This is a genomic window from Phocaeicola sartorii JCM 17136 = DSM 21941 (assembly GCF_054653615.1).
Map to the genome: position 1 here is coordinate 340297 of NZ_BAAIFW010000006.1, position 15886 is coordinate 356182.

The window sequence follows — 15886 nt, forward strand, 5'->3', positions numbered from 1 at the left end:
CCCAATTCGTTTGTGTCATAATTATGTTCACAAATATAAGCTTTATTTTGAAAACTTACTCTAATGTACAAAAAAAATGAGCGAAATCTTTCATTTTATAAAAGAAGTCCGCTCATCAAGTTATACGAATGCAGTCATACCATCCCTGATAATCAGACACACCTATCTTAAGATTTCATCTCAATTTATTAACAACCAAGCCTGTACAAAAGTTTGATTCTTACTTATTCTTATGTCTGTTCGCACGCTTCTTACGGAAATCGGCTTTCATTTTAGCAGATCCCGACCCATGCAGTCCTGTTATATAACTTTTCTTCTTAGCCTTGGTCTTCACTTTCTCTTCCTGTTTACCATTGGGTGATTTCCCACCTTTGAATACAATTCCTTCGGTAATTACTTTTTCTATATCCATCGTCTTATTTTTTAGGCGTTAATTTCGGTTTTACTATCACTCCATTGCCGGCTTTGGTGCAAACGATTTCCGTTTTGCGCAACGTACGGTCTTTCATATCAAAAATCAAGTTCGGATTGAAAGGTTGTCCATCTATCCGGAATTCCAGATGAAGATGTTCGGTAGTGGCACGTCCGGTTCTGCCTGTCAGCCCCAGCGCGTCACCGGCCTTCACCACATCACCGGATTTTACCAAGTTCCGGGAGTTGTGACTATAAATACTTTCCAATCCATTATCATGCCGCACGACAACCACATTTCCATAAGCCGCGTATGCTTTCGCCATACGTACCACTCCGTCAAACGCACAGCGGATCGTATCATTGGCCTTGGTCTTTATATCCGTCCCGCTGTGCCCCCGCCGGGCTCCGTATGCAGAAATCACTTTTCCACCGGGAAGAGGGAAACAATACTCATGATCCCTTATACTATCCAGATGAATGGAAAAACTCTTGCGGCCATCAAAGAGACCGGGAGTCCTGACTCTGATATGGTTGACCTCTCTCGTGGTAAAATGACTCTTGGCCGGACCTCCGGCCCATGCCGTCACACTGACAAACAATAAAAATAGCAATTGTGCGCTTTTCATGACCTTATTTTAAAAACAAATCAATTCTTCATCCTCAGACGCCGCAAACTCTTTCAAGAGTTCCAACATATAATCCGCCGCTTCCCGCAGGCCTTCCTTGCCACTGTATCCATTAATAATGGCCAGCAGATGCGTCGTTCCCTGTTCCAGTTTGGTACGCTCGTTGTCACTGGTAGGCGTACCGATTCCACCCACAGCATCTCTGTAAACGGGCATTCCCTCAATGTTCAGTTCTCCACGTCCTATCCCTTCGTAGGGTTCTCCGGCTTTGCCGATACCCAGCACCAGCGTATCTCCTTGTATTTTGTCCGCATCAAAGCCACCGATGGAATATCCGTAACGAATAGACACCAAATTAATCAGATCCACCAACGTATCTATCTGATACAAGGGAATGCCCCGCAGGATTCTACGGCAAAGCGCTTCCCCCGACGGACGGTAACGGCTAGGGTCTTTTCCACATTTCTTGTAAGCCTCCCGGGTGGCATGGATCGTAACCATGTCCTTAATGGAATCCGTAGTGTACATTTTACGATAGCGTACAGTGAACTCGTCTATCTTTTTCCACAAAGCTTCGCTATAAGCAGTGTTTTTTACCGTAGCACGAATGGCTATACCGGCAAACTGCGGACAGGCTTTCTTTATTTCTTCCGATACTTTTATTTCCATATTCATTTTTATACTGCGTTGTTCCAATGAGTATTCCTCAAACACCTAAAAGTATACCCGACAATATCCTTCCCGACCGGATTCCTTGCCGGCGGGCCGAAAAGAAATCATCGTTGTTATGATACGTACAAATGCCGGATATCTCAATATTTTCAGGTTTCACCCCGTATGCCAGCAACTGCTGACGGTTGGCCTCCCACAAATCAATGTGCCACTTCGCTTCCTTACGGGCAATCAGATCCATATCAAATCCCGCCTCATAAAAAGCCTGATAAACTTCATCCCCTACCTCAAAAGCTTCCAATGAGATACTGGGACCGATGCAGGCAATGAGGTCTTTTCCTTGCGAGCCATATTGATGGTTCATGACCGCAACAGTCTTCTCTACAATCCGGGCCACCGTACCACGCCATCCGGCATGAATGGCAGCCACCACCTTCTTCCTGGTATCGTATAGCAAGACAGGAACACAATCGGCCGTAGATACACACAAGCAATAACCGGGAATATCAGTCACCAATGCATCCACTCCTTCCAGTCCAGTATCCCTGTTTACATCAATAGCATCCACTACTTTCACACGATCGCCATGAGTCTGATGTGGAATAACGAGTTCCACCGAATCACCGGGCAGCAGACTGCGCAGCAATTCCCGGTTGCGGTTCACATCTTCCGCCTCATCCCCGCAATATCCGTTACAATTGAACGAGGCATAGTTCCCCTTGCTGCACCCTCCGTAACGGGTGGTAGAAAAACAAGAAATGTTGGGATATGCCTTCATCAGCTCATATCCCAACATTTTATTATCTGATGTCAGCCGTTTCATTTCCTTTCCTCTTCTTCGTCCCAATCCTCGTCTTCATATTCATAATCGAAGTCATCATCGGCATCTTCCTCATATTCATATTCAAAATCCTCATCCTCACCCATGTCCTTCAACTCTTCCTGGAGTTTGGCCACGTCTTTGGCGCGATGAACAATGGTTTCCGTACGGACACCTTCCAACCGGTTGCTGTCCTTGTTCAATTCCGTCCATAAAATATCCTTCAGCTGCTGTATCCCCATACCGGTCACTGACGAGATAAAGATATGCGGAACATTATCCGGCAAAGTCGGTTCCAACATGGCAATCAGCTCTTCGTCCAGCATGTCACTTTTGGTAATGGCAAGCACACGTTGTTTGTCCAACATTTCCGGGTTGAAGGTAGCCAGCTCATTCAGCAGAATTTCATATTCCTTGCGGATGTCGTCCGTATCACCCGGTACCATAAAGAGCAACAAAGAGTTACGTTCTATATGACGCAGGAAACGGAGACCCAGTCCCTTTCCTTCACTGGCCCCTTCGATAATTCCCGGAATATCTGCCATGACGAAAGATTTTCCTTCACGGTAGGACACGATACCCAGATTCGGTTCCAGTGTGGTAAACGGATAATTGGCTATTTTAGGGCGTGCCGCCGATACGGTAGACAGCAAAGTAGACTTTCCGGCATTGGGGAACCCTACCAGACCTACGTCCGCCAACAGTTTCAATTCCAGAATCACCATCAGTTCCTGCATGGGTTCTCCCGGTTGTGCAAAGCGCGGTGCCTGACGGGTCGCTGTACGGAAGTGCCAGTTTCCCAATCCTCCACGTCCTCCTTTCAGCAGGATGATTTCTTGTCCGTGTTCAGTGATATCACAGATATACTCACCGGTCTCGGCATTATAGACCACTGTGCCACAAGGTACTTCAATCACTTTATCCTCACCATCTTTTCCAAAGCTCTTGTTCTTCGAGCCATTGCCGCCGTGTGTGGCAAACACATGGCGGTCATACTTCAGGTGAAGCAATGTCCAATAATTGCGGTTTCCCCGCAAAATCACATGGCCTCCTCTACCGCCATCACCACCGTCAGGGCCACCATTGGGTACATACTTTTCACGACGCATGTGTGCAGAGCCTCGCCCGCCCTTACCCGAGCGGCAATATATCTTCACATAATCAACAAAATTCGATTCAGCCATAATTAATGATTTGCTAATTTTTCAATTTGCCAACAGGCTAATGAGGCTGTGCCCCATCTACCACATGGTAATTGGCACACCGCCACATCAGCACATTAGCACATTCTTATAATTTTTCAACAGCAGCAACGATATCAGCAAAAATAGCATCCATCGTACCCACACCATGAATGTGCTGATACTTGCCTTCGCTCTTGTACCAGTCAATCAGCGGAGCCGTCTGCGAGTGATAAACGACCAAGCGTTTCTTTATTGTTTCCTCATTATCATCAGCACGTCCCGATTCCTGTCCACGCTTGATCAACCGAGTCATCAGTTCTTCTTCGGGTACGTCCAGATCCAACATGACAGATACTTCCTGTCCACGTTCGGCCAGCATTTTCTTCAACGCCTCTGCCTGGGCGATGGTTCTGGGGAATCCGTCAAAAATAACCCCTTTGCTTTCCTTGAAGCTATCCAGCGTGCTTGCCAGGATATCAATAATCAATTCATCAGGAAGCAACTGACCCTGATCGATATATCCTTTGGCAGTCTTGCCTAATTCTGTACCATTCTTAATCTCAGCACGGAGCACATCACCTGTTGAAATGTGGTTAATACCGAATTTCTCTACAATACGTTCACTCTGAGTACCCTTACCAGAACCCGGAGCCCCAAAAATTACAATGTTCAACATCTTGCTTTATCTTTTATTTTTATATTTAGTTGTATAAATCTCATTCCATTACGGTGTATATATCCCGATAATTACGTCCCAGACCGTCATAATCCAGACCATAGCCCACAATAAAATCATTGGGAATGCGCATCGCCACATAGGGTATGTCCAGCTCCACCTTCAACTTATCAGGTTTCAGCAACAAGGTCGCGATACGGATTTCTTTCGGTTTTTTAGCCTGTAAGGTCTCCAGCAGGTGTTTCATCGTCAGCCCTGTATCCACTATATCCTCCACAATCACCACAGTACGGCCCTCAATATCATCATTCAAGCCTACCAGTTCTTTTACTTTTCCGGTAGAAGAAGTTCCCGCGTATGAAGCCAGTTTTACAAAAGAAATCTCACTGGGAATGGTAAGGTTACGCATCAAGTCGGCCGCAAACATGAATGCGCCGTTCAACACACTTAAAAACAAGGGATTCGTTCCTTCTAAATCCCGATTAATCTCACTCGCCACCCGTGCCACTTCTTTTAAGATCCGTTCTTCAGGAATGAAAGGAGTGAAACGTTTATCTTTGATTTGAATGGTATCCATAACCGCTATTTTATTAAATTGCTGCAAAAATAACATTTTTATTCCAAGTATCGAAGTATTCACATCACCTCTTTTTGTAAATAGTGTTATCTTTGTACGTTCAAACAAAAGAGATTGTCATGAAAATTATTTCGAGCACCCAACTAAAAGAGCTGGACAAGTACACGATAGCCAAAGAACCGGTTGCCTCCATCGATCTGATGGAACGGGCGGCGGAAGAGCTGGCTCGTGCCATTACCCACCGATGGGATACTTCTTTCCATATTGTAGTATTCGCCGGGCCGGGAAATAACGGAGGCGATGCGCTTGCCGTAGCCCGTATGTTGTCTAAACAAAACTACCACGTAGAAGTCTTTCTGTTTAACACCAAAGGAAAGCTGTCGGAAGAATGCCAGACCAATCTTGAACGGTTGAAAGAATGCGGATCAGTCTATTTCACCGAAGTAAGCACACAATTCGATCCTCCCGTCCTGACAGAAAAACATCTGGTAGTAGACGGACTATTCGGTTCGGGCCTCAATAAACCGCTGAACGGTGGATTCGCCGCCGTAGTGAAATATATCAATGCATCCAAGGCACAGGTGGCAGCCATTGATGTTCCTTCCGGATTAATGTGCGAGGACAACACTTATAACATCCGTCAAAACATGATACGTGCGGATGTCACCCTCAGCATCCAGCTGCCCAAGCTGTCCTTCCTTTTCCCTGAGAACGAAGACATTGTAGGCGAATGGCAACTGCTGGACATCGGGCTGAGAAAAGACTTTATTGATACGGCACAAAGCCCCTACCATATCACAGAGGAAGAAGAGATCCGCAGCCTCATCAAACCGCGGAAACGATTTGCCCACAAGGGAACATTCGGACATGCGTTGCTCATCGCCGGATCTTATGGCATGGCCGGAGCATCCATTCTATCCGCCCGTGCCTGTCTGCGTTCGGGAGTGGGGCTGCTGACCGTCCATGTACCGATCCATAACCACGACTTACTTCAGACAACTGTCCCCGAAGCCATTGTACAGACAGACATACACGACCATTACTTTGCCGAACCTGTAGATACGGAACGCTATCAAGCCATAGCCATCGGTCCGGGATTGGGACAAGAAGAAGATACAGCGCTGGCCATGATGGAACAAATACAAGGTTGTCCGGTGCCTTTGGTTCTGGATGCGGATGCCATCAATATTTTCGGTACCCACCGCAACTGGCTCAGCCGGATGCCGAAGCGTTGCATCCTCACCCCTCATCTAAAAGAGCTGGAACGGCTGATAGGTAAATGCATGGACACTTACGAACGCCTGACGAAGACTAAAGAACTGGCCGCCTATCTGCAAAGTTACATCATCATAAAAGGATCATGGAGCACCGTTGTCACCCCCGAAGGAAATTGCTATTTCAATCCCACGGGAAATCCGGGCATGGCAACAGCCGGAAGCGGTGATGTGCTGACCGGTATCTTGGCAGCCTTGCTGGCGCAAGGATATACCCAGGAAGACGCTTGCCGTCTGGGAGTCTATGTGCACGGCCTGGCAGGAGACATCGCGGCGGAAGAAAAAGGAGAAATAGGAGTCACCTCAAGTGATATTATTGATGCATTGCCTGCCGCATGGAAGAAATTAACAGAAACAAAAAGCAGATTTACAAAAGAATAGCTATATTTGCTTACATATATGATAGAATATAGAAATATGAAAAAAGGATTAATCGCAGCCGGACTGCTGATTTCATTGAGCGGCGCCGCACAGGATGTCAGCACATATACTCCCGGAACCATGGGGGAAGGAATCGTTTACTACTTGCCCAAGACCGAAATAGAGTTGCAAGTCACCGCAACCAAAGTCGCCTACACCCCCGGAGAATTCTGCCAATACGCCGACCGCTATCTGCGTCTGACAGGCATCTCATCCAAGCCGGCAGAGTATTGGGAGATTAACAGCATCAAGGTAAATTCCGTAGGTATCCCCGATCCGGACAATGCATACGCTGTAAAGCTGAAAGACAAAAGCGCCGCCTCACAAGTGGAACTGACTCCGGAAGGAATCATAAAGGCCATCAACACCACTTCTCCTGTAGAAAAAGTACCTCTGACAAAGATCACCGATACGGCCAGAAAACGGGTTGACCCGCGCAGTTTTATGACTGAAGAGATCCTGTTAGCCGGTTCTACCGCAAAAATGGCTGAGCTGGTGGCTAAAGAAATCTACAATATACGGGAAAGCAAAAACAGCCTGACCCGCGGACAAGCTGATTATATGCCCAAAGACGGAGCCGCTTTAAAACTCATGCTGGACAACCTGGATGAACAAGAACAAGCCATGACACAAATGTTTGCCGGAACAACAGACCGCATGGAAAAGACGTTTACCATCCGCATGAAACCGGAAACCGACATGAAAGAAAAAGTCGCTTTCCGGTTCTCAAAGAAACTGGGGATGCTGGATGCCGACAACTTAGCAGGCGAACCTTATTATATCTCCATCGTCAATCAGGAGCCACTGCCACCTGCAGATCCGAAAACGAAAGAAAAAAAGAAAGTGGAAGGGATCATTTATAATATTCCGGGGAAAGCCCAGGTTACCGTATTCACTCCAAGCAAACGCTATTTTGAAGGAGAATTGCCAGTTACACAATTTGGGACAACAGAATGTCTGGTGGACAACCTTTTTAACAAGAAAGTAAACACACGAGTTCTTTTTAATCCTAATACCGGAGGAATTGTGAAGATTGACAAAGACTAAAATTCCATCTCATCCCTATATAGCAAAAAGAGGATGTTCCGGCCGGAACATCCTCTTTTTGCTATATAAGCCATCCATTACTTTTTAATATTGGGTTCTTCCAATCCATAGCCCTTTTTCCTGTTCTCACCTTTCAGCCACAAAGCAAAGCACAAGGCAGCCACCCCAAAGCCTGCAAAGATCCACATGGGAAGTGTATAATCATAAGTCTGCATTCCATCCACTACCGGCCCCTTGCAATACTCATTCAAGACAAAACCGATCAAAGCAGGTACGCCCATCAGCCCCCAGTTTTGCACCCAGAAGATCAATGCATAAGCTGTACCCAACTGCTTTTCCGGAATAATCTTAGGCACAGAAGGCCACATGGCCGATGGTACCAAAGAAAAGCCAATACCCAATATGATCATGATGATCGTAGCAAACCACCATACATTCAAAATGGGCAACGCAAACATGGTATGAACAAAGATCAACAACACGGAACCGATAATCATCAATGTAGCTCCCCTGCCTATACGGTCATATACATTACCGAAGAGCGGAGTAAGGAACAAGGTGCCCAACGGCAACAGACTAGGAATAGTGCCTGCCAGTTCCGGGTCCACATTATATTTCTGCACCATCAGGTCGGTGGCATATTTCAAGAAAGGGAATACGGCCGAATAAAACAAGACACACAGCAATGCGATCAGCCAGAATCCTTTATTGGAAACAATCAACAAAATGTCTTTCATACGGAAAGGCTCTTCAGGTTCAGCTCCTCCCTCTTCCAAAGAAGCATCCAGCTTCTTGTCATAGAACGTATAAATAAAGAATGCCACCGTGCCGATACAAAGCATGACAAGACACAACAACAACGGAGCAGGGATATTAGGATGGAACACACCCTCACTATCAGTAACGCCAAAGAAAGTAGCGATAGGCACTGTAACAGCCAGAGCCAGCATTGTACCTAAACGGGCTGTCGCCATCTCCATCCCCATGGCCAGAGCCATTTCTTTTCCCTTGAACCACTTCACAATGATTTTCGAGACCGTGATGCCGGCAATCTCCACACCGACACCGAATATGGCGTATCCCAACGCAGCCATCGCCACCTGAGTTTTCATTCCAAGCAAAGTGCTCCCCTCGGCAAATGTCGTAGAAATAGCATAATATTTTAATCCACAGCCCAGCACCATCAAAAGACAGGCTCCCATTCCGGTGAAACGCACTCCCATCTTATCCAGAATGATGCCACCGATAATAAGCATAAAGGCAAAAACATTGAACCAGCCGTACGCACTGGTAAAAATACCATAATCCAGACTATCCCACAGCAGCTCCTTTTCAAGCATCGGTTTTAAGGGGGACATTACATCGGTCAAGAAATAACCGCACAACATGGTGAAAGCCACCAGCACCAACACACTCCACCGGAGAGCCTTGGAGTCATTGAGCTTTTTTTGAATTCGTTCTTTCATTCTTTTATAGGATTTTTAATTAATAGTTTTTCATATTCGGAATACAAAGATACAGTTTTTTAAGCAGAGAAGCCTCTTTCCATAAAAAAGTTCTATCTTTGCGTAACGATAAAATCACTTCGTGGTGGAGAATCGTCATAAATTCACTTTTTATAAACTTAACTTTATTGATCATGAAGAAAAGCAAAACTCTTCTTGTCTGTGCCATATTGAGTGGCAGCGTCTTATTTTCATCATGCATCGGTTCTTTCGGATTATGGAATAGTTTGAAAGACTGGAACCAAGGGGTAAGCAACAAGTTTGTCAACGAACTTATCTTCCTTGCTTTCCATATTGTCCCGGTGTATGAAATCGCCTACCTGGCGGATGTCCTGGTTTTAAATTCCATCGAATTCTGGAGCGGCTCCAATCCCACGGCTTCCATTGGTGAAGTAAAGACCGTACAAGGAGAAAACGGTGAATACCTGGTTAAAACCAACGAAAATGGTTATACCATTACTAAAAAAGGAGAAGACAAATCTGTTGACCTGGTCTATAACAAAGAGAACAATACATGGAACGCTGTTGCTGACGGACAAAGCTTCGAACTGGTAAAAATGAACGAAGACGGAACTGCTACCATGAGCCTGCAAAACGGCACTTCCATGACAGTTACTCCCGATGCGCAAGGCATTGCCACCGCAAGAATGGCTACAGGAAGTTCCTTGTTCTTTGCAGCAAGATAACAGACACAATATGATTCAAACACAAAGAAAAGAAGTTGCTCATACAAACAACTTCTTTTCTTTCATAAATATACTACTATGAAAAAAACAATCATCCTAGGCGGCCTGATCCTATTATTAGGCTCCTGTGCCCCCCAGAACAATGCCGGCCACCCGGATGCGATCGACATTGCCGCAAGTTTAGAACACCCCACCGAGTTAAAGCTTTCCCAATTGGGAAAAGAGATCCGTTACATCCCTTTGGAAACAACAGACTCGTCCCTGATCGGCAACTCTTATTCCATCAAGCTGTCCAAAGACCACATCTTCGTCTCCACCAACGGACGATGCCTGTCATTCGACAAACAAACCGGGAAATACCTCGGCAGCATCGGCCACAAAGGGGAAGACCCACAAGGATACAGCAATGCCAACTGCTTCATTCATCCCCGGACCAACCATCTCTACTTTTACCGCCAGCCCGACAATCTGGTAAAATATGACGCAAAAGGCAACTATCTAGGGCAAGCAAGCCTGCCACAAAATATCTCCCCGACTCTTTATTTCACTTTCGCCGACTCCCTGATCCTTGCCCATTACGGAGAAGGAATAGGACAACCGCAAGCAAGTGCGTTACTTTACTTCAACGAGCAGGGAGAAGTCAAAGACTCCTTGCCGGAATTTGCCAACCCGGGGGATCCCATGGGCATGGATCAGATATCCAGCATCAACGTATTCAAACAACTACCCGGTAACGCTGGTATAGGAGGATTAATCTATATAAATTATCAGAATGGAACAATGACCGCTCTTCCCATAGACCAGCCTTCACTTTGGCAAAGCAACGGCAGCATACGTTTCAGAAAAACGTTCAATGACACGATCTATGACATCAAAGGACACGAAGCTACTGTCCACACCACCTTCCATACCGGACAATGGCATTTCCCGGCCGAAAAAATGGGACAGAAAGAAGATACGGACAATTACATCGTAGTCACCACTATCCTGGAAACCCCCAAACGCCTCTTCTTCATATCCCTACAAGGATTATACAATAAGAAAAAACCGTTCTACGGCATATACGACAAAGAAAAACAGGTGACTTATATGAACGATGCTAATAAGGGACTGGCAGATGATCTGACACATTTCATGCCTTTCTATCCCACCGCTTGTACAGAAGAGGGAGAGTATGCCACTTTATTGGAAATCGGGAAGATAGATGAATGGATGGATAAAAACCCGGGAGTTGTACAAGAAGGGAAGCTAAGCTTCTTACAAGAAATCAATGAAGACTCCAATCCGGTTTGTGCCATAGTGGAACCCTGATATACCCATAAAGGAAAGCCGCTTTCCTCACGGAGAGCGGCTTTCTCTTCCTTCAACACGTTGAAGATAACAGTATGCTAAATTAGTCACAACCTCCGCCCAATGCCTGATAGAGATTGATCACGCCCTGCACTTCAGCAAAGCGGTTGGCAACCTGGGCCAGTTCCGCGTTCAGCAAAGTCTGCTGAGCCGTCAAGACTTCCAGATAAGTCGTATTTCCATGCTGCATCAGCAAAGAGGTGCTTTCCAAAGCTTTATTTAATGAATTTATTTGTTTGTCATAATAAGCAGACTTATCACGGGCTGTCTGGTATTTCACCAAAGCCTCGTTCACTTCACTTCCGGCATTCAACAAAGCCTGTTGAAAAACCAGTTTTGCTTCTTCCTGCTGAGCCTTAGCTATCTTTAGTTGTGCGATGTTCGCACCTTTATTAAAAAGCGGCTGGGTCAGTGAAGCTACCGCCGTTGCAATGAACTTGCCCGGATTGACAATCATACTTCCGGCAGAATTAGTCCATCCCGCACTTCCACTTAAAACAATAGAAGGATAAAAAGCGGAACGAGCCTGATTTGTGGCATAGAAAGCCGCTTCCAACGAACGCTCCGCACTGCGCACATCGGGACGGTTGGCAAGCATCTGCACAGGAATGCCTACCGGGAAATGTTCCTTCAACATGTAAGAGCTGTCCCATGTGCCCGTTCTCTCAATGGCATGAGGAGACTCAGCCAACAATAACGATAAACTGTTCTCTACCCGGTTGATTTGTTCTTTCAAATCAAGCACCGAGGTACATATAGTATAATAGGTAGCTTCCATTTGTGAAACAGCAGCTTCATTTGCCAATCCGGCTTCCATCAGAGCACGAGTCGCATCTACGGTTTCCTTCCAGGACTTTTCAGTCCGGACAGAAATGTCCAGCTGATTGTCCAACATCAGCAAGGTATAGTAAGTATTAGCTATACCGGCTATCAGCTGCGTCCGGACAGCCTGTTTATAGTCACGGCTCTGTTCCAGCAATGCCTTCGCCTGACGTTTCGCATTACGGACACGGCCGAAAATATCAATTTCCCAACTTGCCGCTACCGGTAAAGTATAAGTTTGTGCAGCTTTTCCTTTATCAAAACTACTTGCTGTCCCTTGAGGTGACAGAGCGAAAGAAGGCAGATAAGCCAATTTGGCTGACAGCATAGCAGCCTCCGCCTCCTTCACACGCCATTGTGCAGACTGCAAATCCGTATTGTTCCGCAATCCTTGCTCTATCAATTCCTGAAGCCGCGGATCAGTAAAAACCTCCTGCCAGCCCAGTCTGCCGATATTATCCACAGTATCAGCAACCGCCACCTCTTCCCCATACAAATTCCCGGGCACTTCGGTTGCAGGTTTATATTGGGTATATATGCCGCAGCCGCTCAGTGTGAGCACCGCGACAGTCAGAGTGATCATCTGTCTTTTCATTTTTTCTCTTTGTTTTTGCTTTCGATGTGGTGTTGTCTCTCTTCTTTTGCTTCTACACATTCCTCCTGAATCTGCCAATCGGACGCCGGCTGGAACTGAATAGGACGTACCTTTTCCTGCAAATATTGGAATACGATAAACAAAGAAGGTACGATAAACAGCAATGCCAGCGTACCGACCACCATACCCCCCACAGTACCTGTTCCCAGTGAACTGTTGCCATTAGCACCTACGCCACTGGCAACCATCAACGGGAACAGACCGAAAATCATTGTTCCGGCCGTCATCAGAATAGGACGCAAACGAGCTTTGGCGGCAGAAAGTGCGGCAGAAGTCAGACTCATACCAGCCTTACGACGCTCGGTGGCGTACTCGGTCAGCAGTATGGCAGTCTTGGCAAGCAAGCCAATCAGCATAATCAAACCGGTCTGCAAGTAAATATTGTTTTCCAGTCCCATCATCTTCGCAAACAGGAAGCTGCCCATCAGACCGAACGGTACGGACAGCAACACGGCAAACGGAATGAGGAAACTTTCGTAAAGCGCACTCAAAATCAAGTAAATCATCAGGAAGCAGATACCGAAGATGATGATGGTTGTTCCACCCTGATCGGTTTCCTCACGGGTTATACCACCGAAATCATATCCAAAGCCTTTCGGAAGAGCCTGTACAGCAGTTTCCTGAACGGCACGGATAGCATCACCGGTACTATACCCTTCGGCAGGCATCGCATTCACCGCAATAGAGTTGAACATATTGAAACGGCTCAACGATTCCGCCCCATAACTACGGGTCAATGTCACGAACTGCCCCAGCGGGGCCATCTCACCATTTGACATACGTACAAACATATTGTTTAATGAAGCCTCATCCACACGGTATTTCGGATCGGCCTGAATCATTACCTTATACACTTTAGAGAAACGATTGAAGTTTGAAACATACTGTCCTCCATAATAACCGGATAATGTGCTCAGAACGGCATCCGGAGTAATACCGGCACGCTTACACTTGGAAGCATCCACCTCTACCGTCCATTGCGGATAACGGATATCGAAAGTAGAGTATGCCATCGCGATCTCGGGGCGCTGGTTCAGCGCACCCAGATATTGCTGGGTGGTATTGAAGAAAGTACCCACATCACCCCCTTGCTTATCCTGCATGTGAAGTTCCAACGCATTACCCATCCCATAGCCCGGAATCATACCCGGAGAAATAGCAAATATACTGGCATCCTTGATATCCACCGTACGGCCATACACTTGTCCGATTACTGCCTGGACATCATTTTCTTTTCCTTCACGCTCATCCCAAGGTTTCAGTTTCAGAATCAACATACCAAAAGAGTTACCCTGTCCCGACAGCAGATCATAACCTGCCACACGCTGCACATGCAATACCTGCGGAATATCTACCATACGCTTTTCAATACGCATCATCACGTCATTGGTCGTTTTCAATGAACTGCCAGCCGCCGTGCTGACATTGACAAACACAACCCCCTGGTCTTCATCAGGCACCAAACTGGTTTTAGTTGTATTCATCAAGAAAGCCAACAGTACCACCGAAGCCGCGAGAAGTGTCCATACCATCCATTTGCGCTTAATAAAGAACAATACCCCTTTCTTATATCTTTCAATCATCGCATCGAAAGCCGCATTGAACGCTTTACGGAAACGTGCCGCAAAATTGTTTTTCTCTGTACCATCCTCATTGATATACGGTTTCAAGAACAAAGCACACAACGCCGGACTCAAAGTCAGTGCATTGACGGCAGAGATACCTACGGCAACCGCCATAGTCAAGCCAAACTGAGTATAGAACGTGCCGGAAGTCCCACTCATGAACGAAACCGGAATAAACACAGCCATAAATACCAATGAGGAAGAAATAACCGCATTACTGATTCCCTTCATCGCATCAATGCTGGCCATATAAGAAGAACGATAGCCCACATCAAAACGCGCCTGCACCGCCTCGACGACAACGATGGCGTCATCCACCACCGTACCGATCACCAGTACCAAGGCAAACAGAGTAATCAGGTTGATACTGAATCCGGCTATGGACATAAAGGCAAATGTACCAATCAAGGACACAATGATACCCACCAACGGAATAACGGTAGAACGAATATCCTGCAAGAATACATACACAATCAAGATCACCAGAAAGATGGCCTCGAACAAGGTCTTTACCACCTCATGAATCGATGCGTACAAAAAGTCATTAGAGCTCATAACCTGAACCATCTCCACCCCTTTGGGCAGATCCTTCCTCGCTTCTTCCAAAAAGGCGTCAATCTTATTGTTCACTTCTGTCGCATTAGATCCCGCTGTCTGAAAAATCATACAGGAAATACCAGGATGACCATTCATAGCCCCGTGATAGGCATAGCTTTCTTCGCCCATCTCGATATCGGCAATTTCTTTCAGTTTCAACACTTCGCCATTATCCGAAGAACGGATCACAATATCCCCAAACTCTTCCGGAGTAATCAGACGGCCTTTGTACTTCATGGTATATTGGTAAGTCTCATCAGAGTTTTCACCGAATGAACCGGTAGCCGATTCAATATTCTGTTCAGCCAGCACCTGTGCCACATCCGACGGAATCAATTTATACTGGGCCATCACATCAGGTTTCATCCAGATACGCATACTGTAATCACCCCCCATAATCATCATATCACCCACCCCCTGGATACGGAGAACAGCAGGTTTCAGATTGATACTGATATAGTTGGACAAGAATTTCTCATCATACGAATCATCCGGACTATACAGTGAGAACATCTGCAAGATACTGGTCTGCCGCTTCGAGGTGGTCACGCCCACCCGGGTCACTTCGGCAGGAAGCTGTCCGGTTGCCTTGGATACACGGTTTTGCACATTAACAGCCGCCATATCAGGATCTGTCCCTTGTTTAAAATACACAGTGATGTCCACTACTCCGGCATTTGAAGCGGTAGAGGTCATATAAGTCATGTTTTCCACACCGTTAATCGCTTCCTCCAGCGGGGCGATAACACTCTTCTGAAGAGTTTCCGCACTGGCACCGAAATAAGAAGTGTTCACCTGAATGGTAGGCGGAGCGATGTCCGGATATTGCTCGACGGGTAAAGTGAACAACCCGATGATCCCCACTACCACTATCGAAATAGAAATAACGGCCGACAGGATGGGGCGTTCTATAAAGGTTCTTAAATTCATTTTCTT

The 15886-nt window shown here is 46.3% G+C and carries 14 protein-coding genes; 4 read left to right on the plus strand and 10 right to left on the minus strand.

Going from position 1 to position 15886, the window contains the following annotated elements; all coding sequences use genetic code 11:
- Positions 1-220: 220 nt before the first annotated feature.
- The 7 genes from ACYQ0C_RS18430 to hpt all read right to left on the minus strand — a co-directional run bounded on the left by ACYQ0C_RS18430 (position 221) and on the right by hpt (position 4969).
- Positions 221-412 carry a hypothetical protein gene (locus tag ACYQ0C_RS18430; protein WP_016278523.1) on the minus strand — a complete coding sequence of 64 codons (192 nt, stop codon included), beginning with the start codon at positions 410-412 and terminating at the stop codon, positions 221-223.
- Positions 413-416: 4 nt separating this feature from the next.
- A complete protein-coding gene (locus ACYQ0C_RS18435) occupies positions 417-1040 on the minus strand; it encodes a M23 family metallopeptidase (RefSeq protein ID WP_016278524.1) in 624 nt (207 codons plus the stop codon).
- A gap of 9 nt (positions 1041-1049) precedes the next feature.
- Positions 1050-1709 carry a B3/B4 domain-containing protein gene (locus ACYQ0C_RS18440; protein ID WP_016278525.1) on the minus strand — a complete coding sequence of 220 codons (660 nt, stop codon included), beginning with the start codon at positions 1707-1709 and terminating at the stop codon, positions 1050-1052.
- Between the two features lie 37 nt (positions 1710-1746).
- The gene (gene pgeF, locus ACYQ0C_RS18445) at positions 1747-2535 is read right to left on the minus strand and encodes a peptidoglycan editing factor PgeF (protein WP_016278526.1); all 789 of its coding nucleotides are present in this window, start codon (positions 2533-2535) and stop codon (positions 1747-1749) included.
- On the minus strand, positions 2532-3716 hold the full coding sequence (gene obgE, locus ACYQ0C_RS18450) for a GTPase ObgE (protein ID WP_016278527.1): 1185 nt from the start codon (positions 3714-3716) through the stop codon (positions 2532-2534). The genes pgeF and obgE overlap by 4 nt, the downstream gene beginning before the upstream one ends.
- A 106-nt stretch (positions 3717-3822) precedes the next feature.
- Positions 3823-4392, minus strand: a complete 570-nt coding sequence (locus tag ACYQ0C_RS18455) for an adenylate kinase (RefSeq protein ID WP_016278528.1) — start codon at positions 4390-4392, stop codon at positions 3823-3825.
- A gap of 40 nt (positions 4393-4432) precedes the next feature.
- The gene (gene hpt, locus ACYQ0C_RS18460) at positions 4433-4969 is read right to left on the minus strand and encodes a hypoxanthine phosphoribosyltransferase (protein ID WP_016278529.1); all 537 of its coding nucleotides are present in this window, start codon (positions 4967-4969) and stop codon (positions 4433-4435) included.
- Between the two features lie 119 nt (positions 4970-5088).
- On the opposite strand from hpt, the gene ACYQ0C_RS18465 reads away from it, so the two are divergent.
- Positions 5089-6624 carry a bifunctional ADP-dependent NAD(P)H-hydrate dehydratase/NAD(P)H-hydrate epimerase gene (locus ACYQ0C_RS18465; RefSeq protein ID WP_016278530.1) on the plus strand — a complete coding sequence of 512 codons (1536 nt, stop codon included), beginning with the start codon at positions 5089-5091 and terminating at the stop codon, positions 6622-6624.
- A 36-nt stretch (positions 6625-6660) separates the two neighbouring features.
- Positions 6661-7710 (plus strand): DUF4831 family protein, encoded by a 1050-nt coding sequence (locus ACYQ0C_RS18470; RefSeq protein WP_016278531.1) that lies wholly within the window; start codon positions 6661-6663, stop codon positions 7708-7710.
- Between the two features lie 77 nt (positions 7711-7787).
- Here ACYQ0C_RS18470 and ACYQ0C_RS18475 read toward each other — a convergent pair whose 3' ends face one another.
- The gene (locus ACYQ0C_RS18475; protein ID WP_016278532.1) at positions 7788-9176 is read right to left on the minus strand and encodes an MFS transporter; all 1389 of its coding nucleotides are present in this window, start codon (positions 9174-9176) and stop codon (positions 7788-7790) included.
- Positions 9177-9349: 173 nt separating this feature from the next.
- On the opposite strand from ACYQ0C_RS18475, the gene ACYQ0C_RS18480 reads away from it, so the two are divergent.
- Positions 9350-9901: a DUF3332 domain-containing protein gene (locus ACYQ0C_RS18480; protein ID WP_016278533.1), complete on the plus strand. Its 552-nt coding sequence runs from the start codon at positions 9350-9352 to the stop codon at positions 9899-9901.
- A gap of 78 nt (positions 9902-9979) precedes the next feature.
- Positions 9980-11212, plus strand: coding sequence for a DUF4934 domain-containing protein (locus ACYQ0C_RS18485; protein ID WP_016278534.1), 1233 nt, complete (start codon positions 9980-9982; stop codon positions 11210-11212).
- An 82-nt stretch (positions 11213-11294) separates the two neighbouring features.
- Here the strand turns inward: ACYQ0C_RS18485 and ACYQ0C_RS18490 are convergent, their stop codons facing one another.
- Together ACYQ0C_RS18490 and ACYQ0C_RS18495 are read right to left on the minus strand one after the other, a co-directional pair.
- Entirely contained in the window at positions 11295-12668 is a 1374-nt protein-coding gene (locus tag ACYQ0C_RS18490) for a TolC family protein (RefSeq protein ID WP_016278535.1), read from the minus strand.
- Complete coding sequence (locus tag ACYQ0C_RS18495; protein ID WP_025077064.1) at positions 12665-15880, minus strand: efflux RND transporter permease subunit; 3216 nt, start codon at positions 15878-15880, stop codon at positions 12665-12667. The genes ACYQ0C_RS18490 and ACYQ0C_RS18495 overlap by 4 nt, the downstream gene beginning before the upstream one ends.
- Positions 15881-15886 lie beyond the last annotated feature (6 nt).

What these genes read in the sequence shown, in the direction of transcription:
- ACYQ0C_RS18490 (WP_016278535.1), bottom strand. Translation starts at nt 12,668, where the DNA reads ATGAAAAGACAGATGATCACTCTGACTGTCGCGGTGCTCACACTGAGC.
- ACYQ0C_RS18480 (WP_016278533.1), top strand. Translation starts at nt 9,350, where the DNA reads ATGAAGAAAAGCAAAACTCTTCTTGTCTGTGCCATATTGAGTGGCAGC.
- ACYQ0C_RS18470 (WP_016278531.1), top strand. Translation starts at nt 6,661, where the DNA reads ATGAAAAAAGGATTAATCGCAGCCGGACTGCTGATTTCATTGAGCGGC.
- ACYQ0C_RS18465 (WP_016278530.1), top strand. Translation starts at nt 5,089, where the DNA reads ATGAAAATTATTTCGAGCACCCAACTAAAAGAGCTGGACAAGTACACG.
- ACYQ0C_RS18440 (WP_016278525.1), bottom strand. Translation starts at nt 1,709, where the DNA reads ATGGAAATAAAAGTATCGGAAGAAATAAAGAAAGCCTGTCCGCAGTTT.
- ACYQ0C_RS18430 (WP_016278523.1), bottom strand. Translation starts at nt 412, where the DNA reads ATGGATATAGAAAAAGTAATTACCGAAGGAATTGTATTCAAAGGTGGG.
- ACYQ0C_RS18495 (WP_025077064.1), bottom strand. Translation starts at nt 15,880, where the DNA reads ATGAATTTAAGAACCTTTATAGAACGCCCCATCCTGTCGGCCGTTATT.
- obgE (WP_016278527.1), bottom strand. Translation starts at nt 3,716, where the DNA reads ATGGCTGAATCGAATTTTGTTGATTATGTGAAGATATATTGCCGCTCG.
- hpt (WP_016278529.1), bottom strand. Translation starts at nt 4,969, where the DNA reads ATGGATACCATTCAAATCAAAGATAAACGTTTCACTCCTTTCATTCCT.
- ACYQ0C_RS18485 (WP_016278534.1), top strand. Translation starts at nt 9,980, where the DNA reads ATGAAAAAAACAATCATCCTAGGCGGCCTGATCCTATTATTAGGCTCC.
- ACYQ0C_RS18435 (WP_016278524.1), bottom strand. Translation starts at nt 1,040, where the DNA reads ATGAAAAGCGCACAATTGCTATTTTTATTGTTTGTCAGTGTGACGGCA.
- ACYQ0C_RS18455 (WP_016278528.1), bottom strand. Translation starts at nt 4,392, where the DNA reads ATGTTGAACATTGTAATTTTTGGGGCTCCGGGTTCTGGTAAGGGTACT.
- pgeF (WP_016278526.1), bottom strand. Translation starts at nt 2,535, where the DNA reads ATGAAACGGCTGACATCAGATAATAAAATGTTGGGATATGAGCTGATG.
- ACYQ0C_RS18475 (WP_016278532.1), bottom strand. Translation starts at nt 9,176, where the DNA reads ATGAAAGAACGAATTCAAAAAAAGCTCAATGACTCCAAGGCTCTCCGG.